Genomic DNA, 23,245 nt, shown 5'->3' on the forward strand with positions numbered 1-23,245 from the left:
CGCGCGCCGATGCCGCCCGGTCCGTGCACGAGTTCCCCCCGGGACGCGCGGGGCCGAGACGCTCGCGGCGGACAAGCACGCACTCTTCAGGGGGCTTCGAGTTGAGATCTCGCACGCGCCGCCATCTCGCGGCGCTCACGTCGGCCACCTCACTGGCGGCCGGCCTGCTCGGTGCGACCGCACCGGGCGCGCAGGCCGCGACGGATGACGTGACGGCCGGTCAGATCAGCCTGTTCGGCGGCTCCACAGGGGTGGAGACCGTCAACGCGGACGGTACGGGACTGCGTTCCGTGCCCAACATCCCGAACTACGGCTACACCCCGAACTGGGCGCCGGACGGCAGCAGGGTCGTGGCCGGCTGGAGCCAGCTGGCCACCGGCCGGGTCACCGGCACCACCTCGCTCGTCACGCTGCCGTGGGCCACCAAGGTGCGCTCCAGCGCGTCGTACGAGGACCCCACGTACTGGCTGGACGGCCGGTACGTGGTGTTCAGCACCGCCGGCCAGCTCGCCTACGGGCCCTCGGACGGATCCTGGGCGCCGGCGCCGCTGTTGACGGACACCCAGGAGCCGTCGACGGTCTGTGACGTCCACCCGACGGCGAGCCCGACGGGCACGCTGGCCTTCGAACGGCGGCACAACTACGGCTGCTACGACAGCCAGGGCATCTGGACCTTCAACCCGTCCACCAAGGCGCTGAAGAACATCATCGCCTCGGGTTCCTCGCCGGTGTTCTCGGCGGACGGCACCAAGCTGGTCTTCACGCGCGAAGTGGACGGCTGGACCCAGCTGTTCACGGCGAACGCCGACGGCAGCGACGTCAAGCAGGTCACCAGCGACGCCTCCGACCACCTGTCCCCGACCTGGGACCCGGACGGCGGACGGATCGCCTACGAGGCGCACAGCTCGCACGCCGGCTGGTCCGACGACGTGCAGACGGTGCGCGTCCTGGACCTGGCGAGCGGTACGACGAGCGAGGTCACCGGCGCGGGCAAGGGCGCCAAGCCGGCCTGGCAGCCGCTGCGGAAGAACACCCTGGTCCGGGTCTACGGCACCGGCTCCACCGGCATCGACGCCGCCGCCTCCCGGTGGACGTTCGACACCGTGGGCGCAACGCACGTGCCCGGCCTGATCACGGCCAAGTCCGCGGTGCTGGTCAACAAGGGCAGCGCCACCTACTCGGCCCCCGCGATCGCGCTGGCCGCCGAGAAGCAGGCCCCGGTCCTGATGACCTCCGGCAGTGGACTGGACTCCGCCGCGGCCCAGGAACTCAAGCGCTCGCTTCCCAAGGGCAGCACCGTCTACCTCAACGGCAGCACGCGCGTCCTCGCCTCCAAGGTGGCGAGCCAGGTCCAGGCGCTCGGCTACAAGCCGCTGCGTCTCGACGCCCCCGACCTGTCCTCGCTGTCGGCCCGGGTCGCCAAGCAGATCAGCGCGACCCCGAGCTGGATCTTCGTCGCCGACGGCAACGACTACCACGACCCGATCGCCGCCTCCACGGCTGCCGGCGCGCTGGGCTACCACGGCACCGGAGTGGTCCTGCTGACGAACGGCAAGACGGTCCCCACCTCGGTGAAGAACTACCTGAACGCCCTGAACCCGACGGCCACGAACATGGTCACGGTCGGCTACAACGCCACCCAGGCGATGGAGCACGTGACGCTGAACAAGTCGTGGAGCTTCTGGACGATCGGCGGCAAGACCCACGAGGACGTCGCCGCCAACCTGGCCCGCTTCTGGTGGACCGCGCCGACGCAGGCCACCGTGGAGGACACCTGGACCTGGCAGAACGCGGTCGCGGGCGGCGCGGCCACGGCCACGTACGGCCCGATGCTCTGGTCGGCCGAGTCCACGCTCTCGGCGCCGGCCTCGTACTACCTGGGCCAGGAGGCCGCGAGCATCTGGGTGGTGCAGACGTTCGGCGGCAACACGTCGTACCCGGCGGCCAACCGCACCGCCATCGCCTCGGCGATCGCCGCGAGCAGCGCCTGGACGACCACCCACTGGGCGGCGAACGGCGACCTGCCCGCGACGGCCACGGCGCGGTCCACGTTCTCCTCGGCACCGTCCGCGGCCGACAGCGCCCGGCCGGTGCCCGACCCCACCGTGGTCCCCGACAGGCAGCACCTGCCGGCACGCGACGCGCACACCGCCCGCTGACCGGAGACGGTTCGCGGTCCGCAACCCCCGGGTCGTCCCCGGCCCGGGGGTTGCGCAGGGATCCGGCGCCGTAATGCGGCGGTCCTCCCGCCGCGGGCGGGCTAGGATCCCGGTCATGGCCCTGACCATGAGCGACGTGGACCGGTTCGAGGCGTCCAGGCCCCGGCTGGAGGCCATCGCCTACCGGCTGCTGGGCTCCGCGAGCGAGGCCGAGGACGCCGTGCAGGAGACGTTCCTGCGCTGGCAGGCCGCCGACGTCGAGCGGGTCGAGGTCCCCGAGGCCTGGCTGACGAAGGTGCTCACCAACCTGTGCCTCAACCAGCTCGCCTCGGCCCGGGCGCGGCGCGAGACCTATGTGGGCCGGTGGCTTCCCGAGCCGCTGCTCGCCGGGGACCCGATGCTCGGCCCCGCCGACACCGCCGAACAGCGCGAATCGGTGTCGTACGCGGTCCTCGTCCTGCTGGAGCGGCTCACCCCCAACGAGCGGGCGGTGTACGTGCTGCGGGAGGCCTTCGGCTATGCGCACCGGGAGATCGCCGGGATCCTCGACCTCACCGAGGCCGCCAGCCAGCAGATCTTCCACCGCGCCAGGAAGCACGTCGCCGACGGCAGGGCCCGCACCGAGATCGACCAGGCCGCCGCCCGGCGGGTCGTCGAGGAGTTCCTCGCGGCCGCCACCAGCGGGAAGACCGAGCCGCTGGTACGGCTGCTCACCCAGGACGCCATCGCGATCGGCGACGGCGGCGGGAAGGTCCCGGCCCGCGCCAAGGCGTTCGAGGGCGCCCTCGCGGTCGCGAAGTTCATGCGGGGCCTGTTCACGCCCAGCGAGGCCAAGCGCCGCCTGGTCGGCGGCTCGTCCGAGCTGTACGTCACGACCGCCAACGGCGAACCCGCCCTCGTGGCGGTCGTCGACGGCCGGGTCATCGGTGTCATGTGCCTGGGGATCACCGCCGAGGGCATCGCCGCGTTCCGCAACCAGGTCAACCCGGACAAGCTGGAGCGCGCGAACCGGCGGTGGGCCGCCGCCGACCACGGCGAACCCCTGCTCAGCATCTTCTGATCCGAATGTGAGCTGGTTCACACCCGATTCCTGTCAGGAATCGGCGGGCCGCCCGGTTCAAGGGGCGAATCCGCTGAAGGCAGCGGCTGAAGACAGCAGCAGACAGGAGCCGGGAAATGCAGCACCGCATCGTCGTCCTCGGAGCGGGATACACCGGAGCCGTCGCCGCCGGGCGCCTCGCCAGGCGGCTGCGCCCCGAAGACGTCGCCATCACCCTCGTCAACGCCGAACCCGACTTCGTGGAACGCGTCCGGATGCACCAGCTCGCGGTCGGCCAGTCCCTCAAGACCCGGCCCCTCGCCGAGATGTTCGCGGGCACCGGCGTCGAACTGAAGCTCGCGCGGGTCACCGGCGTCGACGCCGACCGCAGGACCGTCGCCGTCACCGGCGCGGACGGGGCCGAGGAGCTGGCGTACGACACCCTCGTGTACGCCCTCGGCAGCGGCTGGAACGACCAGGGCGTCCCCGGCACCGCCGAGCACGCCGAGCAGATCGCGAGCCGCCCCGGAGCGCTCCGGCTGCGCGAGCGCCTGGCCGCCCTGGACGCCGGACGGCCCGTGGTCGTGGTCGGCGGCGGCCTCACCGGCGTGGAGGCCGCGACCGAGATCGCCGAGGCCCGCCCGGACCTCGACGTCGCCCTCGTCGCCCGGGCCGGCCTCGGCGACTGGCTCTCCCCGAAGGGCCGCGGGCACCTGCGGAAGGTCTTCGGCAAGCTCGGCGTCACCGCGCACGAGCACACCGCCGTCACCGCCGTCGAGGCCGACCGTGTCATCACCGCCGACGGCACGTCGATCCCGGCCGCGGTCACCGTGTGGACCACCGGCTTCGCCGTACACCCGATCGCGCGGGCCACCACCCTGGAGGTCAGCTGCACCGGTCAGATCGTGGTCGACCGGACCATGCGCTCGGTCTCGCACCCGGACGTGTACGCCATCGGCGACGCGGCCATGGCGACGGGCCCCGGCGACAAGCCGCTGCGCATGTCCTGCGCCTCGGGCGGCTTCACCGCGTGGCAGGCCGCCGACGCCATCGTGGCCCGCCTGAGCGGCGGCAAGCTCCCGAAGGTGCCGATCCGCTACTTCAACCAGTGCATCTCGCTGGGCCGCAGGGAAGGCCTGATCCAGTACGTCACCGCCGACGACCGGGCCGTCCGGGCGGCCCTGACGGGACGGTTCGCCGCCGTCTACAAGGAGTTGGTCTGCAAGGGCGCGGCCTGGAGCGTCGCCAACCCGATGCTCGGAATGCCGGCCCGCCGCCGCCACGCCGTACCGAAGCCGACCCAGACGACCACACCGGCCACGGCACAGGCCTGACCGGGCGACTTCTCGTGCGGAGCGCGGCGCCGACGCTCCGCACCGGCGCCAACCCGGCTAGTGCTTTCCGCCGCTCCGGCCGTCGCCCGCCTGGCCGTTGCCGGACGTGTTGTCCGTGCCGCCGGAGGCGCCGCCGGAGTTGTTGCCGGACGTGCCGTTGCCGGACGTGCCCTTGCCCGAGGTGCCCGTGTCGCCCTTGCCGGCGTCGCCGGACTTGCCCGGGTCGGCCGGCCTGCTCGGTGTGGCGGTCGTCCGCGTCAGCTGTTCGGAGCAGTACGCGGTGACCTTGTCCTCGCCGCCGGCGGCCGTGACGAGCCGTTGCCAGGCCGTCGCGTCGAGCGCCTTGCCCCGGCTGCGGACCTGCTCGTAGGCACGGCAGTGGGCCTCGGTGTCCTTGGCGGACGGCGGACGGTCCGCCGGCCGGTTGCCGTCGGAGGGAGCCGACGGCGCCGTACCGCCCGGCCGCTCGGGGGCGACCGCCGACGGGTGCCCGGTATGCGGGCCGGCATCGGTACCGCCCGTCGACGAACCGGCGGAGCCGATGGCGGCGACGGCGACACCGCCCAGGGCGATGCTGGCGAACACCGCGCCGAACGTCATCTTCAGCGGGCGCCGGGCCCGCCGCTCCGCGGCCGGCCGCCAGTCGTCCCGCCGCCGGGTCCGTGCGTGGTGCGTCCCCGTGGCGCGAGCGTCCCGGAACGCGGCCACGGCGTGCTGCTCGGCCCGGGGGTCGAGTTCGCCGGTGCGCAGGACGGCGGCCAGCGCCGTCTCCAGCGCGGCCTCAGCCGCACCCGGCCCGGCGCCGGACACGGCGCCGGGCCGCACACGTCGACGGCCCTGGACTCCGTCGCCGCTCAGCCGTTCACCCATGTCCGTCTTCCGTTCCCGTCCGTTCCTGTCCGGCCGTTTCGATTGCTTCGGTGCACCGGGTCGTTCGGTGCACCGGGTCGTGCGGTGCGCCGGGCCCGGCACCTGTCCGCCGGCCGCTGTGGCATGAGTCGTTCATGTCGACTCCCCCAGCGTTCGTGGGGCCCCATCCGTCACACCCGTCTCCGCATCGCCGCCGATTCCGAGTTGGCGCGCGAGGCGTTTCAGGCCCCGGTGGGCCGCGGTGCGCACCGCTCCGGGGCGCTTGCCGAGGACGCGTGCGGCGGCGGGGCCGTCGAGTCCGACCACGACCCGCAGCAGCACGGCCTCGGCCTGGTCCCGGGGCAGCCCGCGGACCAGTTCCAGGGCCCGCTCGGTGGAGAGGGACTCCAGGGCCTGTTCATGGGTGCTGTGCGGACCGGGCAGGTCCAGCACGTCCTGCTCGGTCCCGCCCGCCCGGGGCCGCACCCGCTGGCGGCGCAGATGGTCCAGCGCCCGGTGCCGGGCGATGGTCGCGGTCCAGCCGCGGAAACCGGCGCCGTCGCCCTTGAACCGCCCGAGGTCGCGGGCTATCTCCAGCCAGGCGTCGGCGGCCACGTCCTCGGCGTCGTCGCCGACGATGCCGTGCAGATAGCCGAGCAGACCCGGCTGCACGAACCGGTAGGCGACCGCGAAGGCGGCCTCGTCGCCCTCTTGGGCCCGTGCGACCGCCGCGCCGAGTTCCCCGTCGTACGCCTGTACGCGCCGGGGTTGCCGTACCTGGCCCAAGATTGCCCTCGTTCGCACCGGTCCATAGCGATTTCCTGCCGTCCGTCGCGTTCCGGACGCATCGACGGCCCCCCACAGTGACCAGCGTCAGCGCTCACAGAAATGTCACAACGCACCAGGAGTCCCTCACGCCGCCACCGTTGACCGGCGGCCGTGGCCGGGTGACGTTTCCCGCGGGCGGTGCGCTGGGGGAGTGTGCCGGGTGCGGTACACGCGGGCCGGCCGACCGATCGCCCGCGCCGCTGCCGCAAGCCCGCCCCGGACCCCTCTCCGTGTCGTCCGTGACTCCCCCCCTTGGGCGGCACGGAGAGGGATGAGGCGGCCAGGGCCACGACCACTGCACAGGGCCCGGCCGCCCCGCGCGCCCCGCACCGCTCTCGGCCTCCTCGCGCCCCGCACCGGTGGCGGCCGGTTCGGACCTCCTCCCGTTACGGCCGCGTGATGCTTCGGCGCCCTCGTGCGCTCCTTGTGGCATGAGCGCGTACCTTCGTCTGCGAGCGGTGCCGCCGCCGGCACTGCGCAACAGCTCGACCTGGCTGGAACGGCTTTTCGAGGGCGACTCGGAGACCGTCCGCCGCTACCGCGACCAGGAGCGCATCTACGCCGGCGCTTCCCCGCGCCCCCTTGCGCAGGACCGGCCCCAGACCCAGGTGGTGCTTGGCGGCCGGCCGGTGTTCCGCGCCGACCGGCACAAGCCACCGCTGCTGGTGCTGACGGCGGCCCAGACCCGCCGGGTGTCCGGCTACCTGGCGATGGCCGACTTCGACGACCTGTGGCACTTCGCCCGGGACGCGCTGCTGCCGCGCTACGGCGGCGTGCGAGCGGAGCCCGAGACGTGGAGTGCGTTCGCGGCGGCGCACCGGGAACTGACCGCGTTCTACACGCACACGGCCGAGCGCGGGGACGCGGTGGTGAAGTGGCTGCCCGAGGAGCCCGAGGAGTGCGCAGTGGCTGCCGAGGGGTGAGGTGTAACAGTTCCGGGCCGCCGCGCTCTGTCCATGCGGACGACCGTGTCGGTCGGCCAGGACAGGGGACACGACTCGTGCGGTGGACGGACGAAAGCGGCAGAACGTACGGCGAGGAGCCGTACGGCGGTGCCGGGTACGGGTATGCCTATAGTCACGAGGGCGGCGGCGCCGTCACCGACACGGCCACGCTGTCGTACGACGCCGCGCTTCAGGCGCAGTGGCCGTACCCGCAGCCCGCGGTGTGGGACGCCGCGTACGGGGACGTCCGCACCGCGCCGTCCCCGGCCCCGCAGACCGACACACAGCCCATCCCTTTCGCCCAGCCCATCCCTTTCGTGCCGGAACCGGGCTGGTCGGAGCAGAACTGGGGATCGGGGCAGAACTGGGAGACGGAACCGGTCCCGGACGGTGAGCCGGGCACATCGGCGAGCGAGCCGGAGCGGCCCGTCTTCGTGGACTCCTCGGGGCAACGCCAGCGCCGCGTGCTGCGCGCCGCCCGGCTGCTGATGATTCCCGCCGGCGGCTATGTCGCCCTGCTGATCAGCACCCTGCTGGGCGGTCCGAGCGTCAGCGCCCCGTTCGTCCCCCAGCCGGACACCGCGCACCCGGCCAAGCCCGGCGTGACCACGCCCGACTCCCCCGCCGGCACCGGCCGCCCGGCGGGGAGCGCGAACCCGGCCGCGGTGCACGCCGCCCCCCGGCCCACGGCGCGGAAGACGTCCGGCCGGACGGCGGCCCCGACCGCCCCCGCGGCCACGGCCGGGCCCGCCGCGGCGCCCGCCGGGACCACCGCGCCGACCTCCACCTCGGCCCCCGCCCGGTCGTCGAAGGGGCGCGCCCTCGGCTCGTCCCACAAGCCCGTGAAGTGATCCAAGGCCCGAAGTGACCGACCGCCGACGCCGCACCGCCCCCGCCCGCCGCCGCGGCCGCATCCGCCAGATCACACCGCGCACCCACTGGCTCCTGCTGAGCGTGCTCGCGGTGACCCTGTCGACGGCCCTCCTGCTGCAGGGCTACACCCACCACATGTTCGGGATCAGCCAGGACGACGTGACCCATGCCCGCGGCCGCGCCGACGCGGTGCCCGGCCGGGTGGCCCACGGCGGCCCGGTGATCGCGAACGCCGCCGGCGCCCCGCACACCGTCCAGGTCGAGGACCGCACCATCGCCCTGACCTTCGACGACGGCCCCGACCCCACCTGGACGCCGCGCATCCTCGACGTGCTGCGCCGCAACCATGTGCACGCGACCTTCTTCGTCGTCGGCACCGAGGTCGTGGACCACCCGGACCTGGTCCGCCGGATGCTCGCCGACGGCCACCAGATCGGCATCCACACCTTCACGCACCCCGACCTGGCCCGCCTCGCCCCATGGCAGCGTTCCCTGGAACTGCGCGAGACACAGCTCGCGGTGGCCGGCGCGGCCGGGGTCACCACCGCACTGCTGAGGCCGCCGTACTCCTCGAAGAACGCCGCGCTGGACGACGCCGACTGGTCCGTCCTGAAGCAGGCCGACCAGGCGGGCTATGTCACGGTGCTCACCACCCAGGACGCCGAGGACTGGCAGCGACCCGGCACCGCCCGCATCCTCGCGAACGCGACCCCGCACGGACACGCCGGGCAGATCCTGCTGATGCACGACGGCGGCGGTGACCGCTCCCAGACCGTCGCCGCCCTGAACACCCTGATCCCACGGCTCAAGGCGCACGGCTTCCGGTTCGCGACGGTCGGCGCGGCGGTCGGCATGGCCGGCCCCGTCCAGCGCGCCGGCCTCGGCGACCACCTCCAGGGCATGGCCCTCATCGCCGTGCTGAAGACCGGCGACTGGGCCGTCCGGCTGCTGGCCGTGCTGATGTACGCGGCCGGAGTGATCAGCGTGCTGCGCGCGGCGGTCGTGCTGATCGCGGCCCGCCGGCACCGAAAGCTGCGGACGGGGCGCCGGGGCCGCTCCTGGGGGCCGCCGGTGACCGAACCGGTCAGCGTCATCGTCCCCGCGTACAACGAGAGCGCCGGGATCGAGGCGGCCGTGCGGTCCCTCGTCGCCTCGGACCACCCGGTGGAGGTCATCGTGGTGGACGACGGCTCCACCGACGGCACCGCGGACCTGGTGCAGTCGCTGCGGCTGCCCGGGGTGCGGGTGATCCGGCAGGAGAACGCCGGCAAACCGGCCGCGCTCAACACCGGGCTCGCCGCGGCCTCCTGCGAGCTGGTGGTCATGGTCGACGGCGACACGGTCTTCGAACCCGGCACCGTCCGCACCCTCGTGCAGCCCTTCGCCGACCCCCGGGTGGGCGCCGTCTCGGGCAACGCCAAGGTCGTCAACCGCGGTGGTCTGCTGGGTCGTTGGCAGCACATCGAGTACGTGATCGGCTTCAACCTCGACCGCCGGCTGTTCGACCTCGCCCAGTGCATGCCGACCGTGCCCGGAGCGGTCGGCGCCTTCCGCCGCCGGGCCCTGCTCGACCTCGGCGGCGTCAGCGACGTGACCCTCGCCGAGGACACCGACCTCACCATGGCGCTGTGCCGCGACGGCTGGCGCGTGGTGTACGAGGAGGGGGCGGTGGCCTGGACGGAGGCACCCGCGTCCCTGAACGCCCTGTGGCGGCAGCGGTACCGCTGGTGCTACGGCACCCTGCAGGCGATGTGGAAGCACCGCGGCGCGCTGGTGCAGCGCGGTGCCGCCGGCAAACTGGGCCGCCGGGGCCTGGTCTACCTCCTCCTCTTCCAGGTCCTGCTGCCGCTGCTCGCGCCGGTCGTGGACATCTTCGCCGTGTACGGCCTGGTCTTCCTCGACCCGTTCCGGATCGCCGGCCTGTGGCTGGCCTTCCTGCTGCTGCAACTCGGCATGGGCCTGTACGCCTTCCGCCTGGACGGCGAACGCCCCGGCCCGCTGTGGAGCCTGCCGCTCCAGCAGTTCGTCTACCGGCAGCTGATGTACCTGGTGGTGATCCAGTCCGTCTTCACCGCCGTGTCCGGCTCCCGCCTGCGCTGGCAGCGCATGGAGCGCTACGGCAGCCTGCAGGCTCCGCCGGGCACGGACCTCCCCGGGCCCTCGGGCCACGACCACACCACGGCGGCACCGTACGGGGGGCCTCCCCGGCCCGCGCCGGTACCCGTGCCCCCGGCCGGCCACGGACAGCCCGCCCCCCGCGACACCACCCAGTGGTACTGAAAGGAAAGTGATCCGAGCCCATGAGCGGAACCCGGCGCCGACCGCCGCAGCGCGGCAGCTCCGGCAGCCGTGCGGCGGCCGTCCGCGGCAGGCGGCGCCGTACCGGCGTGCGGAAACGTTGGATCGACTATCCCAGGGCGGGCCGCACCGGTCCGCGCCGCTGGCTGCCGTCGTGGCGTCAGGTGCTGGCGTCGTTCCTGTTCTGCGTCGGCGCCGTGGCCGCGGCGGTCGGGTACGCCTACGCCACGATCACCATTCCCGACCCGAACCCCAAGGCGCTGCTCCAGAACAACGTCTACTACTGGTCCGACGGCAGCGTGCTGGCGACCGACGGCAGCGTCAACCGGGAGAACGTCACCCTGGCGCAGGTCCCCGCCGACGTGCAGGGTGACTTCATCGCCGCCGAGAACGCCTCCTTCTACACCGACCCGGGCATCGACCCGCAGGGCATCGCGCGCGCCCTCGTGCACATGGCCGAGGGCGGCAACGTCCAGTCCGGCTCGACGATCACCCAGCAGTTCGTCAAGAACACCTACCTCGACCAGTCGCAGACGCTCTCCCGCAAGTTCAAGGAGGTGCTGATCTCCGCCAAGATCGGCGCGAGCATGAGCAAGCAGCAGATCCTCCAGGGCTATCTGAACACCTGCTACTTCGGCCGGCAGGCCAACGGCATCCAGGCCGCGGCCCGCGTGTACTACGGCCTCCCGGTCGAGAAGCTCACCGTGAGCCAGGGCGCGTTCCTCGCCGCCGCGGTCAACGAGCCGAGCCTCATCCAGTACGCGGACACCGACCCCACGGCCCGGGCCCGGGCGCAGGCCCGCTGGTCCTGGGTGCTGGACCGGATGGTCAAGACCGGCAAGCTGACGGAGCAGCAGCGCGCCCGCATCGCGGCGGCCGGCTTCCCGACGCCCAGGAAGTGGGCCCCCGGATCCGGGCTCACCGGCCAGACCGGCTATCTGGTCCAGCTGGCCCGGTCGTACGTCCAGGCACACGACCCCGGCATCACCGACAGCGGCCTGAGCCGGGGCGGTTACCAGATCCACACCACCTTCGACCGCAAGCGGACGGCGGAACTGGCCAAGGCCGTCGCGAAGGTACGCACGGAACGCCTCGACCCCGCCCACCGGACCGCCGACCGGAACGTCCAGGTCGGCGCCGCCTCGGTGGACCCGGCGACCGGCCGGATCCTGGCCGTCTACGGCGGCCCCGGCTACCAGCAGGCCCACTACTCGGACAACGCCGACACCTCCGGCGTCCCGGTGGGGTCGACCTTCAAACCCGTCGTCCTCGCCTCCGCGCTCCAGTACGGGGCCGTCCTGAAACCCGGCACGCCCCCGGCACCGATCACCCCGAGCAGCAAGTTCGACGGCGACGACGGCATCCAGATCAAGGACCGGCAGGGCAACTACGTCACCGACGACAAGGACCCCACCGGCCTCCTCCACCAGCACAACGACACCACGCACCGCTGGGGGTACATCTCCCTGCGCACGGCGATGGAGCAGTCGGTCAACACGCCGTACGTGCAGCTGGGCGAGGACGTCGGCTACGACGACGTGGCCCGCACGGCGAAGACCCTGGGCCTGCGCCCACAGAGCCTCGCCGCGTCCAGCGCCGGCTTCTACATCGGCACCTCCACCCCGAGCGCCATCCGCATGGCGGGCGCCTACGCGACCTTCGCCGCCTCCGGGATGCAGGCCGACCCGTACTCGGTGACCAAGGTGACCCACAACGGTTCCGTAGTGCCCGGCTTCACCGCCCCCGCCCCGGTACGGGCCCTGCCGGCGGCGGTCGCCGACAACGTGACCGACGTCCTCAAGGGCGTCATCGCCCGGGGCACCGGCACCAAGGCCCAGGCCCTCGGCCGTACGGCGGCGGGCAAGACCGGGACCACCGACGACTACCGCTCGGCCTGGTTCATCGGCTACACCCGGCAACTCACCACGTCGGTCGTGCTGTTCAAGGAGGATCCGGCCCACCCGCAGCTGCAGTCCCTGGCCGGTGTCGGCGGCCTGCAGAAGGTGTTCGGCGGGGACATCCCGACCGAGATCTGGACCCGGTACATGCGCGACGCCCTGTCCGGCCTGCCCGACCTTCCGTTCGCCACCCCGGCGTCCCTGGGCGCCGGCAGCAACGAGCCCGGCATGCCGTCGCCCAAGCCCAGCCCGACCCGGAAACACGCCGACAGGCCGGGCAAGCGGCCGACCGCCACAGTGACCCCCAAGCCGGGCCAGCAACCGGCGCCCACCAAGTGCCATGCGCACAAGTGCCGTTGACGGTCTTGGCGGCACTTCGCCCCGCCGGACGACCGGCGGGGCGAAGTGATCCGTTCGGTTCGCTCTGTTACTTGGTGAAGGCGGCGACGCCGTTCGGGGTGCCGAGACCCGTCGGCCCGTCGTAGCCCTTGCCCGCCTTGCACAGGTAGGTGCCGCAGGACCCGTTGGAGCCGTCGGTGACGTCGTTCAGCTTGTCCGGGTGGGCGTAGGGGTAGGACTCCGGGACGTCACCGGAGCCCGGAGTGCCCGCGAGGGCGTAGACGCCGGCGACGAGCGGAGCCGAGGCACTGGTGCCGCCGTACACGTTCCAGCCGCCGGCCTGGTAGGTGTCGTAGACGGCGAGACCGGTGGCCGGGTCGGCGACGGCCGCGACGTCGGCGACGGCCCGCTTGGCGCAGCCGGTGTCCTTCTGCCAGGACGGCTTGGCGTCGAACTGCGAGCAGCCCGAGCCCGCTCCGTCGCCGCCGGCGGAGGTGCCCCACACGGACTCGGACCAGCCGCGGGTGCTGCCGTCCTTCTTGAGCGAGGTGCCGCCGACGGCCGTCACGTACTGCGAGGCGGCCGGGTACTCGGTGCCGTAGCCGCTGTCGCCGGAGCTGACGGTGATGGCGACGCCGGGGTGCTTGAAGTACTTGTCGTCGGCGGAGGCGTCGGCTGCCTCCTCGCTGCCGCCGTAGCTGTTGGACACGTACTCGGCGCCCTGCTTGACCGCCTGGTTCACGGCCGCGCCGAGGTCGTCCATACTGGCGGACTTGGCCTCGACGAGCAGGATGTGGCACTGCGGGCAGGCCGCGCTGACCATGTCGACGTCGAGGGAGATCTCACCGGCCCAGCCAGCGTCCGGCGTCGGGTAGTTCGTGCCGCCGTCCTGGTCGATCTTCTTGAAGCAGCCGTTGCCCGTGCTGCACTCCGGCAGGCCGTACTGGGACCGGTAGGCCGCCAGGTCCTTCTCGGCGTTGGGGTCGTCGTTCGCGTCGACGATCGCGACGGTGGCGCCCTTGCCGCCGTCCTTGGGGAGGTTGTAGGCGGCCTGCAGATCGGCCGGCCCGAAGCCCTTGGGGGTGTCGTGCCGGCCGAGGGACTTCCGCGGTGTCAGGTCGGTGCGGACGACCGCCTGGCAGGCCATGTAGCCGGGCTTGCCGGGCTCCGCACACAGCTGCCGCGTGTGCACGGCGGACGTGGTGGAGGAAGTGCTGGAGGAAGTGGTGGAGGAGGCGAAGGCCGCCGACTGGGTGGCGACCGCCAGGCCGCCGGTGATCAGAGCCGCTGCGGACAGGAGCGCGGGCGCGCCGCGGCGTATCAGGTTCCTTCTGCGGTGAGACTGCAATGAACTGCCCTCCGTGGGGGGATGGATGGCGGCTCCGCACCGACGGCCGGATGGGGGTCGGCCATGGCATGACCAGCCGTACTGGTCATGTTCATGACAATCCCTTTTCCGCTGGGGGTGGCCGATGGGAGCCGACTGTCTGTCGGGCATCTCGCTGATGCTGCCACCCCGGTCAGTGGTGGCTACACATGAGGCTATGGACAATGTGCCGAAGAGAACAGGGCCGGTTGGTAAAAACTCGAACCCAACTCCCCGTCCACGCCCGGTACGTTGTGCAGCCATGGAGCTTGAAGACGGAACCATCAACGACCTGATGTCGCTGGGCCTGGCCCGGTACGAGGCACGGGTCTACCTGACCCTCATCAGGCGTGGTTCTTACACGGCCGCCGAGGTGGCGCGGGAGGCCGACGTGCCGCGCCAGCGCGTGTACGACGTGCTCGACGCCCTCGTACGGCGGCACCTGGCCACCACCCACCCCGGTCGGGTGGCCACGTACTCCGCCGTCACGCCCGAACTGGCCCTCGCCCGTCTGATGGCCGCGCAACGGGAGTCCGTCGACCGGCTGGAGCGGGTCTCGCAGGACTTGGCCGGCATCCTCCAGCCCCTGTGGTCCCAGGGCCGGGACCACACCGACCCGCTGGACTACATCGAGATCCTGCGCGACCCGAAGGCGATCACCGAACGCTTCGCCGACATCCAGCGGCAGGCGCGGCACGAACTGCTCACCTTCTGCAAACCCCCGTTCGTCGCCCCCGCCGAGAACGCGGACGGCCTCGCGGTGGTCCACCGCCTGCACCGCTCGGGCGGCACCGTCCGCGCGATCTACCTCGATGACACCCTGAGCGACCCCGAGACGGTGGACCACGTACGGCGCTTCGCCGCGGCGGGGGAGGAGGCCCGATTCGCCCCCGAACTACCCCTGAAACTGGTCATCGCGGACGCTTCCCTGGTCCTGTGCGACATGCCCGACCCCGTGGCCGGCGCCGACTCCACCACCACCCTCTTCATCGAGCACCCGGCCCTCGCGGGCTGTCTGCGGCTGGCCTTCCACACGGTGTGGACGAACGCCGCGCCCGCCCTTCATGACGACGAGCGAAGCCGCCCCGCCCCGTAAGGCGTGCCGCTGTCCGGGCGCTCGTGGGGCAGTCGGGCGCGCGAAGGGCCCGCCGGCGGGTGCTCGCGAGCTGACGGTTCAGCCGCAACCGGCTGACGCGGAGGACGGCTCGGCGGCCTGGGAGGAGCAGCAGGCGTCGCCGGTGGTGTCGGGGCCGGCGTTCTTGCCGAGGGGGTCGGCGTCGGCCTTGACCACGTACACCTCCCATGGCTCCTTGCCGGGGCCGTGCACCCAGACCTTGTCCTGGAGGGCGTAGCAGCAGGAGGTGTCGTTCTCCTCGAAGGTGGCGAGGCCGGCGTGCCTGAGCCGGGCGGTGGCGGCGTGGACCTGGTCGGTGGAGTCGACCTCGACGCCGAGATGGTCGAGGCGTGTGTCCTCGCCGGGCTCGCCCTCGATCAGAACGAGCTTGAGCGGGGGCTCGGCAATGGCGAAGTTGGCGTACCCCTCGCGCCGCTTGGCCGGTTCGGTGCCGAACAGCTTCGAGTAGAAGGTGATCGACGCTTCCAGGTCGCTGACGCGCAGGGCTAGTTGAGCGCGAGACATGGCAGGGCTCCCATCGGGTTGCATTGATGCCTGTCGATTCAAGAGGCAAGATTGCGCCCCTGAATCGAAGGATGTCAATATAGACGCATGTCGAATCAAGAGCTGGTGGTGCTCGGTCGGACCGACGAGGCCGGAGCGTGCTGCCCGGAGGTGCCGACCGCTCCCCTGGACGAGGACCAGGCCGCAGAGCTGGCGAAGGTGTTCAAGGCCCTGGGCGATCCCGTACGGCTGCGCCTGTTGTCGCTGATCGCTTCACGGGCGGGCGGCGAGGTCTGCGTGTGTGACCTGACCCCGGCCTTCGACCTGTCCCAGCCGACGATCTCCCATCACCTCAAACTGCTCCGGCAGGCGGGCCTGATCGACTGCGAGCGCCGGGGCACGTGGGTCTACTACCGGGTGCTGCCCGGCGCCCTGGACCGGCTCTCCGCGTTCCTGACCACCACCCGGAAGACCGAGGCAACCACGTGAGCGCCTCACTCGGGCGCCGCGCCCTCGCCGAAGCGGTGGGGTCGGCCGCGCTGGTCGCGGTGGTGGTCGGCTCCGGCATCCAGGCCACCGGACTGACCCATGACGTCGGCGTGCAGTTGCTCGCCAACTCCCTGGCCACCGTGTTCGGTCTGGGCGTGCTCATCGCGCTGCTCGGCCCGGTCTCCGGCGCGCACTTCAACCCCGTCGTCACACTCGCGGCCTGGTTCACCGGCCGGCGCACCCCCGGCGGGCCGACCCTTCGGGACGTCGCCGCGTACCTCCCGGCGCAGACGGCCGGGGCGATCGGCGGCGCCGTCCTGGCCGACGGCATGTTCGCCAAGCCCCTGGTGCACTGGTCCACCCACGACCGTTCCGCGGGTCACCTGTGGCTGGGCGAACTGGTCGCCACCGCAGGGCTGGTGCTGCTCGTCCTCGGGCTCGGACGCACCGGCCGGGACCGCCTCGCGCCGGTGGCCGTGGCGTCCTACATCGGAGCGGCCTACTGGTTCACGTCCTCCACGTCGTTCGCCAACCCGGCCGTCACCATCGGCCGCGCCTTCACCGACACGTTCGCCGGCATCGCTCCCGCCTCGGTCGGCCCGTTCATCGCGGCACAGATCGCCGGGGCCGTACTCGGCCTCGGACTCGTGGCCTGCGTGTTCGCCCACCCGGCGCCCAGGCAGGCGGCCGCCGTCCCCGCCCCGGGCGACCCCGAACTCGCCGCACCCTCCCGCTCCTGACCCGCCGCACCGGAAAGAACCCCGCCATGACCCCTGCCGACCGGCGCCCCCGCGTCCTGTTCGTCTGCGTCCACAACGCCGGGCGCTCCCAGATGGCCGCCGCCTTCCTCACCCACCTGGCAGGCGACCGCGTCCAGGTGCGCTCCGCCGGCTCCGCACCCGCCGACAGCGTCAACCCCGCTGTCGTCGCGGCCATGACCGAAGCCGGCATCGACATCGCGGCCGAGGTGCCCAAGGTGCTCACCGTGGAGGCGGTCCAGGCGTCCGACGTCGTGATCACGATGGGCTGCGGTGACACCTGCCCGGTGTTCCCCGGCAAGCGCTACCTCGACTGGGAGCTCCCCGACCCCGCGGGGCAGGGAGTCGAAGCCGTCCGCCCGATCCGCGACGAGATCGAGAGGCGCGTGCGCGGCCTCATCGACGAGATCGCCCCGTTGGGCTGACCGTTTCATACCGGCTCACAATATTTTGTGTTCGCCCATGCTGATGACGTCATTTGCTCGGCCGCAGGCCGGCGGCCGAGTCGCCCTACCTGAGCCGACCTGCGAAGACGAGCGCTGAACCACTGCGTGTCCGGCCCCCCGGGGGGCGGCATGTGCGTGTGGCGTTCGGGGGTGCCTGGGGCGGACACCCGGACATGGAGCTCCACCACTGCAAAGCCTTCGTCATTTACACTTTCGCCGTCACACAGCGTGAGGACCAATGTGAGAAGCGTGATCGAAGCGCTGCGCAGCCCGCAGCGCAACCATGTGCTCGGCGCAGTGCTGACCGTTGCGCTTGTCGCGCAGTCGGCCGCGCTCGTCGCCCAGCAGGTGCAGATCGACGATCTGCAGACCCAGCCCATCGACTTCCAGGACCAACGCCTCGTGCCCGGCCCCTCCGGTCCGTCCGGCCCCTCCGGCCCTCGCGGTCCTGCCGGCCCCATCGGCCCGCCGGGCAAGGACGGAACCGACGGTAAGGACGGGAAGGACGGGACCAACGGGAGGGAGGGGAAGGACGGGACCAACGGGAAGGACGCTGTCGCCCCGCCGGCGCCTGCGTCGAGCTAGACCCTCGACCGCAGGCTTGCGAGACCGGATGACGCCATCGCGGTTGCGGACGCTCGCCCGGGGGCGGGTCCGTGCCCCAGCCCCTGGCGCGCCCGCTTCGGCCAGGCCGTGAAGTCGCGCCTTGAGCAAGTGAATACGGTCTACGTGCTCGCTGCCGTCACACAGTGTGAGGAACGATGTGAGAAACGTGAACGAGGCGTTGCGCGGCCCGCAGCGCCGCCTTCTGCTCGGCGCACTGCTGACCATCGCGCTCGCCGCGCAGTCAGCTGCGATCGTCGCCCACCAGCAGCAGCTCGACACAATCCGGTCACGACGCATCGACCTCCAGGGCGACGGCGTCACGCAGGGCCCGCCCGGCCCGCCCGGACCCTCAGGTCCCTCGGGTGCGGCCGGTCCTACTGGCCCGCCAGGCACAACGGGCCGGCACGGCAGGGACGGTCATCCCGGCAGGCCGGGCCACAACGGCAGAAGAGGACACAACGGCAGGAACGGGCAGGTCATCCACCTCGACCCGGTGCGGGACGAGCCCGACTAGTCGGGGAGAAGCCGACCGGACGCGCTGATCGGTCCTCAGGCTCTGCCTGGGGGTTCCACCGGAGCGGAGCAAGAGAACCTCCGCTGCCGGCCTGGCCGTCGGCATCCCCTGGTTCCCGGCGGCCGCCGGGGCGCGGTACCTTCGACGCCCCAGCGTGCCCCCGGGAGGATCCCACCGTGACCGTCGAACGCATCGGCCCGCCCCTGTTCGGTACGGAGCGCGAGACGCTGCGGGCGTTCCTGGAGTTCCACCGGGCGACCCTGGCGATGAAGTGCGAGGGCCTGACGGAGGAGCAGCTCAAGGAGCGGTCGAGCCCGCCGTCCACCCTCTCCCTGCTCGCCCTGGTCCGGCACATGGCCGAGGTCGAACGCGCCTGGTTCCGCCGGGTGTTCGACGACAACGCCACCCCGATGCTCTGGTCGGACAAGGAGTTCGACTTCCAGGCCGCGTACGACACCACGGGCGCGAGCGCCGAGGAGGCGTTCGCGGTGTGGGAGGCCGAGGTCGAGCACTCGCGCCGTATCGAGCGCGAGGCCGAGTCCCTGGACCTCGCCGGTTACCAGCCGCGTTGGGGCGAGGACGTGTCCTTGCGGATGGTGATGCTCCACATGATCCTGGAGTACGGCCGCCACAACGGCCACGCGGACTTCCTCCGCGAGGGAGTCGACGGCACGGTCGGCGCCTGACCCGAGCGCCCGCGACGGAAATGGACCCGGGGCCGGCCCTCCCGGTTCGGACATGCCACACCGGTTGTCGCCGGAGCAGCCCTCACGGCGACAACCGGGGAACCAGCCGGTACCGCCCTCGTGCGGCTCGCGGCTCAGTGCCGAACCGTTGGCCCCTACGGGACGCGGTTCGCGCGTCCGGCCGGCCACTAGCCGGGTGCCACATCCTTCGGCTTCCAACCGGCGGACGGCGCATCACCTGCCGTCGTTCCCGGATTTCACCAGCCGAGCGCATCCTCGCCGGCTCGTGCGTCCCGGGCCGGCGCGGCCGGGGACGCGTCGTGGCAGGTGAAGCCGAGTCGGGTCAGTGCCCGGCGCATCTCGACCACCGTGAAGTCCCGGCGGTTCTGCCTGGTGATCACCTCGCCGACCTGCATCACGGGGTAGACGTGGCGGTTGATGGTCACGGACACGCCGGTGACGGGTTCGGGCGTGATGCCGCTCATGGACTGCTCGACCTCGCTTTTGATCAGGTCGAAGGGGAAACGGGCGATGACACAGCGCATGGATGCCTCCACAGGGGGATGGGGAAGGACGCCGGAGAGGCCGACCGCGCGACGGCGGCCGGGCGGGGGGACGACGCTCAGGGCGTGAGAGCGAGGACCCCCAGGGCGTAGCCGTGCTCGTCGATCACGGGGGACACGTCCAGGGTCCGGCCCCGCATGGCGGCTTCCGCCTCGCTGAGCACGGCCATGGACGAGGTGAACGGTCCGCGGTCGAGCGGGATGTCCCGCAGCCGCGTGCGGTCGCTGTACCACGTGCCGCCGCGGTGTGCGGCGAGCTGGTCCCGGGTGACCAGTCCCGCACACCGCCCGTCCTCGTCCCGTAGGAGCAGGTGCGGGACGCGGGCCCCGATGAGCACGGACAGGGCCACGTCGACCGCCATGTGGTCGTCGACCTGGGGCCCGGGAGCATGCATGGCGTCACGTGCGGTCAGACCGGTGCCGTCGGCGCCGTCGGCCTGTCGTGTGCGGGGCGGAATCGGCGTCAAGGGCTTCTCCTCTTCGTCGGGCCGGGCGGGCTGGGCGGGCCGGGTCGGGCTATGCGTTCTTCCTCGAGGCGAAGCGACGGGCTCGGGCGGCGGTCCGGTCGCTCCCGCCACGACCGCCGGCCCGGCCTCTGCGGCTCCGGCCGGTGGATCCCGCGCCCTCGCGCGGCCCGTCGACCGGCGGGGTGACGGTGACGGGCACGCCGGAGGGGGTCCGGGCGCCGGTGATGCGCTGCAACTCCGCCTCGCCGGGACGGACCCGGACGGCACGCGGGGTGATTCCGGCGTCGGCCATCAGCCGGTCCATCGCGCGCCGCTGGTGCGGCAGGACGAGGGTGACGACGGTGCCGGACTCGCCGGCGCGGGCGGTACGGCCGCCGCGGTGCAGGTAGTCCTTGTGGTCGTTCGGGGGGTCGACGTTCACGACGAGGTCGAGGCCCGCGACATGGATTCCGCGGGCGGCCACGTTGGTGGCCACCAGGACCGTGACATGGCCGTCCTTGAACTGGGCGAGCGTCCGGTTGCGCTGCGGCTGGGACTTCCCTCCGTGCAGGGCCGCGGCACGCACCCCGACGGACAGCAGGTGCTTGGCCAGCCGGTCGACCGCGTGCTTGGTGTCCAGGAACATCATCACGCGCCCGTCGCGGGCGGCGATCTCGGTCGCGGCGGTGTGCTTGTCGGCGTCGTGCACATGCAGCAGATGGTGCTCCATGGTGGCGACGGCTCCCGCGGACGGGTCGACCGAGTGCACGACGGGGTCGTGGAGGTAGCGGCGCACCAGGAGGTCGATGTTGCGGTCCAGGGTGGCCGAGAACAGCAACCGCTGGCCGCGCGAGGGGACTTGGTCGAGCAGCGCGGTCACCTGCGGCATGAAACCCATGTCGGCCATCTGGTCGGCCTCGTCCAGGACGGTGACGGCGACCTGGTCCAGCCGGCAGGCTCCTCGCTCGATGAGGTCCTTGAGGCGGCCCGGCGTGGCGACGACGACCTCGGCTCCGGCGCGCAGCGCACTCGTCTGACGGCCGATCGACACGCCGCCCACCACGGTGGCGAGCCGCAGGCGCAGGGCGCGGGCGTAGGGGGTGAGCGCGTCGGTGACCTGCTGGGCCAGTTCCCGGGTCGGGACGAGGACGAGGGCGAGCGGCTGCCGGGGCTGGGCGCGCTGACCGTCCAGGCGGGCCAGCAGCGGCAGGCCGAAGGCGAGCGTCTTGCCCGAGCCCGTACGGCCCCGGCCCAGAACGTCCCGGCCGGCCAGCGCGTTCGGCAGCGTGGCCGCCTGGATCGGGAAGGGAACGGTCACGCCCTCGGCGCCGAGGGCGGCCAGCAGCCGTGCGGGCATGTCCAGTTCGGCGAACGTCTCGACCGCCGGCAGCGGCTCGGTGAGGGTGACCGGCAGCGCGAACTCCTGTCCGCGTGCGGTGGAGCGCGTTCCCTGGCCGCCCTTGCGCCCGGTGGCCGGACGGGGGCCCTGCCGGCCCGTCTCCTGACCACGGAAGCGGCCGCCGCGGGCGGACCCTGCCGAGCGCGCGGAACTCTTGTCGGTGCGGGAGCGGCTCTGGTCCGTGTGGAAGCGACTGGAACTGCCGCCGGTGCGACGGGTGCGGTTCATGGTGGAACCTTCCTCGATGCGGCGTATCGAGGAATTCCCACCGGCGGCGCGCGGCCGTACCAGGAATCACAAGAATGAGCCGAAGAAAAAAAGAGAAAAGCTGGGACCCGCGCCCAAGAGCGCGGGCCCCAGCCACATCATGCGCGAACCATTGGCTCGCGACGATTCGCGTCAGCGTCAGGCGGGAACGATGTTCTCGGCCTGCGGGCCCTTCTGGCCCTGCGTGACGTCGAAGGTCACCTTCTGGCCTTCCTGAAGCTCGCGGAAGCCGCTGGTGGCGATGTTCGAGTAGTGGGCGAACACGTCAGCGCCGCCGCCGTCCTGCTCGATGAAGCCGAAGCCCTTTTCCGCGTTGAACCACTTCACGGTGCCAGATGCCATATTGAATCTCCCTTGGGGGGCAGTGCCGGACTCCGCACTTTGCGGAGCCGAGTCGCCGCGATGATCACCCCTCCGGAAAGATCCGGAAAGCTCTGCAAAGAAAAAATCTCTGGCAACCAAAACTGCAACTGCTATCACGCTAACACAGTCGGGTGGCAGCGCCCATGATGTTTTGGGCGCGTCCGGTAATTCTCGTCCCGGCGCCGCCCGTAATTCTGTACCGGCGGGACTAGATATCCGCGTCGCGCTCGTCCAGCTTCCGGCGTATGTCCCGGTTCCGCCGCAGGGCGTCGTCGAGCTGGTCCTCCAGGGAGACGATGCGGCACGCGGCCTCGACGGGGGTGCCCTGGTCGACCAGCTCGCGGGCGCGGGCGGCGACGCGCAACTGGCGGCGGGAGTACCGGCGGTGGCCGCCTTCCGAACGCAGGGGAGTGATCAGCCCGGCTTCGCCGACGGCGCGGAGGAAGGCGGGGGTGGTGCCGAGAACGTCCGCGGCCCGCCCCATCGTGTAGGCGGGGTAGTCGTCGTCGTCGAGGTTGCCGGCGACAGGGGCGTTCTCGGCGGGCATAGCACCTTCGTTTCGGGGACGCGGCGGGGGAACCCGGGCGTGCGTGGCACCCGCGCTTCGACGACTCGGCGCCATCTGCCTCGTCCGGCAACCCTAACTCCGCAGGGCGCGGAGATGTGGCCTCGCCGTGACAGATTTCCGCCTGCGGCCGCACCAGCCGCGGTACGAAGGTCACCTCGCTCGGATCCACGATGCCGGGACGGGTCGTGCGGGCCCCGGTCGAGGCGCGGACGATGCGGCACCGCTCGAAGACCGCGGGCGCCTCCTTTGGGCCATGGGCTACCGACGGGCCGCGTGCCTCATCGCGCCTTCCCCGTCGTGCCGGCCGGGCGCCGGGTGTGGCCGAGTGTCGGCGTCCGGGCGGTGGTCAGGGTCGGCGGCGGCTATCAGCGGTCGGGCGGCTGAAGTGGCGGGCTGTTCGGGCGGTTCCACGGGGAGCACCCGGCGCCCTACGGTGCCGCAGTCCCCGGTGATGAGGTGGGTCTCGCCTCCGGGTCCGGCCGGCTCCACGGCGATCCGCTGGCCGAGTGTCGGCGTCCGGGCGGTGGTCAGGGTCGGCGGCGGCTATCAGCGGTCGGGCGGCTGAAGTGGCGGGCTGTTCGGGCGGTTCCACGGG

At 72.2% G+C, this 23,245-nt stretch carries 23 protein-coding genes; 14 read left to right on the plus strand and 9 right to left on the minus strand.

Annotated elements, in window-relative coordinates; genetic code table 11:
* Nucleotides 1-101 precede the first annotated feature (101 nt).
* From ACIBJF_RS33940 to ACIBJF_RS33950, 3 genes are all read left to right on the plus strand, one after another.
* Nucleotides 102-2,159, plus strand: a complete 2,058-nt coding sequence (locus tag ACIBJF_RS33940) for a TolB family protein (RefSeq protein ID WP_399179552.1) — start codon at nucleotides 102-104, stop codon at nucleotides 2,157-2,159.
* 115 nt (nucleotides 2,160-2,274) lie between these two features.
* Nucleotides 2,275-3,219 (plus strand): RNA polymerase sigma-70 factor, encoded by a 945-nt coding sequence (locus tag ACIBJF_RS33945; protein ID WP_399179554.1) that lies wholly within the window; start codon nucleotides 2,275-2,277, stop codon nucleotides 3,217-3,219.
* A 116-nt stretch (nucleotides 3,220-3,335) separates the two neighbouring features.
* Complete coding sequence (locus ACIBJF_RS33950) at nucleotides 3,336-4,532, plus strand: NAD(P)/FAD-dependent oxidoreductase (protein ID WP_399179556.1); 1,197 nt, start codon at nucleotides 3,336-3,338, stop codon at nucleotides 4,530-4,532.
* 57 nt (nucleotides 4,533-4,589) lie between these two features.
* Here the strand turns inward: ACIBJF_RS33950 and ACIBJF_RS33955 are convergent, their stop codons facing one another.
* Both ACIBJF_RS33955 and ACIBJF_RS33960 read right to left on the minus strand, forming a co-directional pair.
* Nucleotides 4,590-5,402, minus strand: coding sequence for a hypothetical protein (locus ACIBJF_RS33955; protein ID WP_399179558.1), 813 nt, complete (start codon nucleotides 5,400-5,402; stop codon nucleotides 4,590-4,592).
* Between the two features lie 132 nt (nucleotides 5,403-5,534).
* Nucleotides 5,535-6,167, minus strand: a complete 633-nt coding sequence (locus tag ACIBJF_RS33960; RefSeq protein WP_399179560.1) for an RNA polymerase sigma factor — start codon at nucleotides 6,165-6,167, stop codon at nucleotides 5,535-5,537.
* Nucleotides 6,168-6,640: 473 nt separating this feature from the next.
* Between ACIBJF_RS33960 and ACIBJF_RS33965 the strand changes: the two genes are divergently transcribed.
* The 4 genes from ACIBJF_RS33965 (at nucleotide 6,641) to ACIBJF_RS33980 (ending at nucleotide 12,582) form a co-directional block, all read left to right on the plus strand.
* Complete coding sequence (locus ACIBJF_RS33965) at nucleotides 6,641-7,132, plus strand: DUF1877 family protein (protein ID WP_399179562.1); 492 nt, start codon at nucleotides 6,641-6,643, stop codon at nucleotides 7,130-7,132.
* A gap of 77 nt (nucleotides 7,133-7,209) precedes the next feature.
* The gene (locus tag ACIBJF_RS33970) at nucleotides 7,210-8,004 is read left to right on the plus strand and encodes a hypothetical protein (protein WP_399179564.1); all 795 of its coding nucleotides are present in this window, start codon (nucleotides 7,210-7,212) and stop codon (nucleotides 8,002-8,004) included.
* A gap of 13 nt (nucleotides 8,005-8,017) precedes the next feature.
* A complete protein-coding gene (locus tag ACIBJF_RS33975) occupies nucleotides 8,018-10,306 on the plus strand; it encodes a bifunctional polysaccharide deacetylase/glycosyltransferase family 2 protein (protein ID WP_399179566.1) in 2,289 nt (762 codons plus the stop codon).
* A gap of 20 nt (nucleotides 10,307-10,326) precedes the next feature.
* On the plus strand, nucleotides 10,327-12,582 hold the full coding sequence (locus tag ACIBJF_RS33980; protein WP_399179568.1) for a transglycosylase domain-containing protein: 2,256 nt from the start codon (nucleotides 10,327-10,329) through the stop codon (nucleotides 12,580-12,582).
* Between the two features lie 67 nt (nucleotides 12,583-12,649).
* Here ACIBJF_RS33980 and ACIBJF_RS33985 read toward each other — a convergent pair whose 3' ends face one another.
* Nucleotides 12,650-13,909 (minus strand): S8 family serine peptidase, encoded by a 1,260-nt coding sequence (locus tag ACIBJF_RS33985; protein WP_399179570.1) that lies wholly within the window; start codon nucleotides 13,907-13,909, stop codon nucleotides 12,650-12,652.
* Nucleotides 13,910-14,189: 280 nt separating this feature from the next.
* Between ACIBJF_RS33985 and ACIBJF_RS33990 the strand changes: the two genes are divergently transcribed.
* Nucleotides 14,190-15,023 carry a TrmB family transcriptional regulator gene (locus tag ACIBJF_RS33990; RefSeq protein WP_399179572.1) on the plus strand — a complete coding sequence of 278 codons (834 nt, stop codon included), beginning with the start codon at nucleotides 14,190-14,192 and terminating at the stop codon, nucleotides 15,021-15,023.
* 78 nt (nucleotides 15,024-15,101) lie between these two features.
* On the opposite strand, the gene ACIBJF_RS33995 is transcribed toward ACIBJF_RS33990, so the two are convergent.
* Nucleotides 15,102-15,566 (minus strand): ArsI/CadI family heavy metal resistance metalloenzyme, encoded by a 465-nt coding sequence (locus ACIBJF_RS33995; protein ID WP_399179574.1) that lies wholly within the window; start codon nucleotides 15,564-15,566, stop codon nucleotides 15,102-15,104.
* An 87-nt stretch (nucleotides 15,567-15,653) separates the two neighbouring features.
* Here ACIBJF_RS33995 and ACIBJF_RS34000 point away from each other — a divergent pair, with 87 nt between their 5' ends.
* The 6 genes from ACIBJF_RS34000 to ACIBJF_RS34025 all read left to right on the plus strand — a co-directional run bounded on the left by ACIBJF_RS34000 (nucleotide 15,654) and on the right by ACIBJF_RS34025 (nucleotide 19,044).
* On the plus strand, nucleotides 15,654-16,034 hold the full coding sequence (locus ACIBJF_RS34000; protein WP_399179576.1) for an ArsR/SmtB family transcription factor: 381 nt from the start codon (nucleotides 15,654-15,656) through the stop codon (nucleotides 16,032-16,034).
* Nucleotides 16,031-16,774, plus strand: a complete 744-nt coding sequence (locus tag ACIBJF_RS34005; protein WP_399179577.1) for an aquaporin — start codon at nucleotides 16,031-16,033, stop codon at nucleotides 16,772-16,774. The genes ACIBJF_RS34000 and ACIBJF_RS34005 overlap by 4 nt, the downstream gene beginning before the upstream one ends.
* 26 nt (nucleotides 16,775-16,800) lie before the next feature.
* On the plus strand, nucleotides 16,801-17,217 hold the full coding sequence (locus ACIBJF_RS34010; RefSeq protein ID WP_399179579.1) for an arsenate reductase ArsC: 417 nt from the start codon (nucleotides 16,801-16,803) through the stop codon (nucleotides 17,215-17,217).
* A gap of 270 nt (nucleotides 17,218-17,487) precedes the next feature.
* Nucleotides 17,488-17,823 (plus strand): hypothetical protein, encoded by a 336-nt coding sequence (locus ACIBJF_RS34015; RefSeq protein ID WP_399179580.1) that lies wholly within the window; start codon nucleotides 17,488-17,490, stop codon nucleotides 17,821-17,823.
* A 178-nt stretch (nucleotides 17,824-18,001) separates the two neighbouring features.
* The gene (locus tag ACIBJF_RS34020; RefSeq protein ID WP_399179581.1) at nucleotides 18,002-18,358 is read left to right on the plus strand and encodes a hypothetical protein; all 357 of its coding nucleotides are present in this window, start codon (nucleotides 18,002-18,004) and stop codon (nucleotides 18,356-18,358) included.
* A 176-nt stretch (nucleotides 18,359-18,534) separates the two neighbouring features.
* Complete coding sequence (locus ACIBJF_RS34025) at nucleotides 18,535-19,044, plus strand: DinB family protein (RefSeq protein WP_399179583.1); 510 nt, start codon at nucleotides 18,535-18,537, stop codon at nucleotides 19,042-19,044.
* 257 nt (nucleotides 19,045-19,301) lie between these two features.
* Here ACIBJF_RS34025 and ACIBJF_RS34030 read toward each other — a convergent pair whose 3' ends face one another.
* The 5 genes from ACIBJF_RS34030 to ACIBJF_RS34050 all read right to left on the minus strand — a co-directional run bounded on the left by ACIBJF_RS34030 (nucleotide 19,302) and on the right by ACIBJF_RS34050 (nucleotide 22,629).
* Entirely contained in the window at nucleotides 19,302-19,589 is a 288-nt protein-coding gene (locus tag ACIBJF_RS34030) for an SCO5918 family protein (RefSeq protein WP_399179584.1), read from the minus strand.
* A 77-nt stretch (nucleotides 19,590-19,666) separates the two neighbouring features.
* The gene (locus ACIBJF_RS34035; RefSeq protein WP_399179586.1) at nucleotides 19,667-20,074 is read right to left on the minus strand and encodes a CBS domain-containing protein; all 408 of its coding nucleotides are present in this window, start codon (nucleotides 20,072-20,074) and stop codon (nucleotides 19,667-19,669) included.
* Between the two features lie 49 nt (nucleotides 20,075-20,123).
* Entirely contained in the window at nucleotides 20,124-21,680 is a 1,557-nt protein-coding gene (locus ACIBJF_RS34040; RefSeq protein WP_399179588.1) for a DEAD/DEAH box helicase, read from the minus strand.
* 177 nt (nucleotides 21,681-21,857) lie between these two features.
* Nucleotides 21,858-22,061 carry a cold-shock protein gene (locus tag ACIBJF_RS34045; RefSeq protein ID WP_007383480.1) on the minus strand — a complete coding sequence of 68 codons (204 nt, stop codon included), beginning with the start codon at nucleotides 22,059-22,061 and terminating at the stop codon, nucleotides 21,858-21,860.
* A gap of 229 nt (nucleotides 22,062-22,290) precedes the next feature.
* Entirely contained in the window at nucleotides 22,291-22,629 is a 339-nt protein-coding gene (locus ACIBJF_RS34050) for a MerR family transcriptional regulator (RefSeq protein ID WP_399179589.1), read from the minus strand.
* Between the last annotated feature and the right edge of the window lie 616 nt (nucleotides 22,630-23,245).

It is taken from the genome of Streptomyces sp. NPDC050743, assembly GCF_044456925.1.
Lineage (GTDB): Bacteria > Actinomycetota > Actinomycetes > Streptomycetales > Streptomycetaceae > Streptomyces.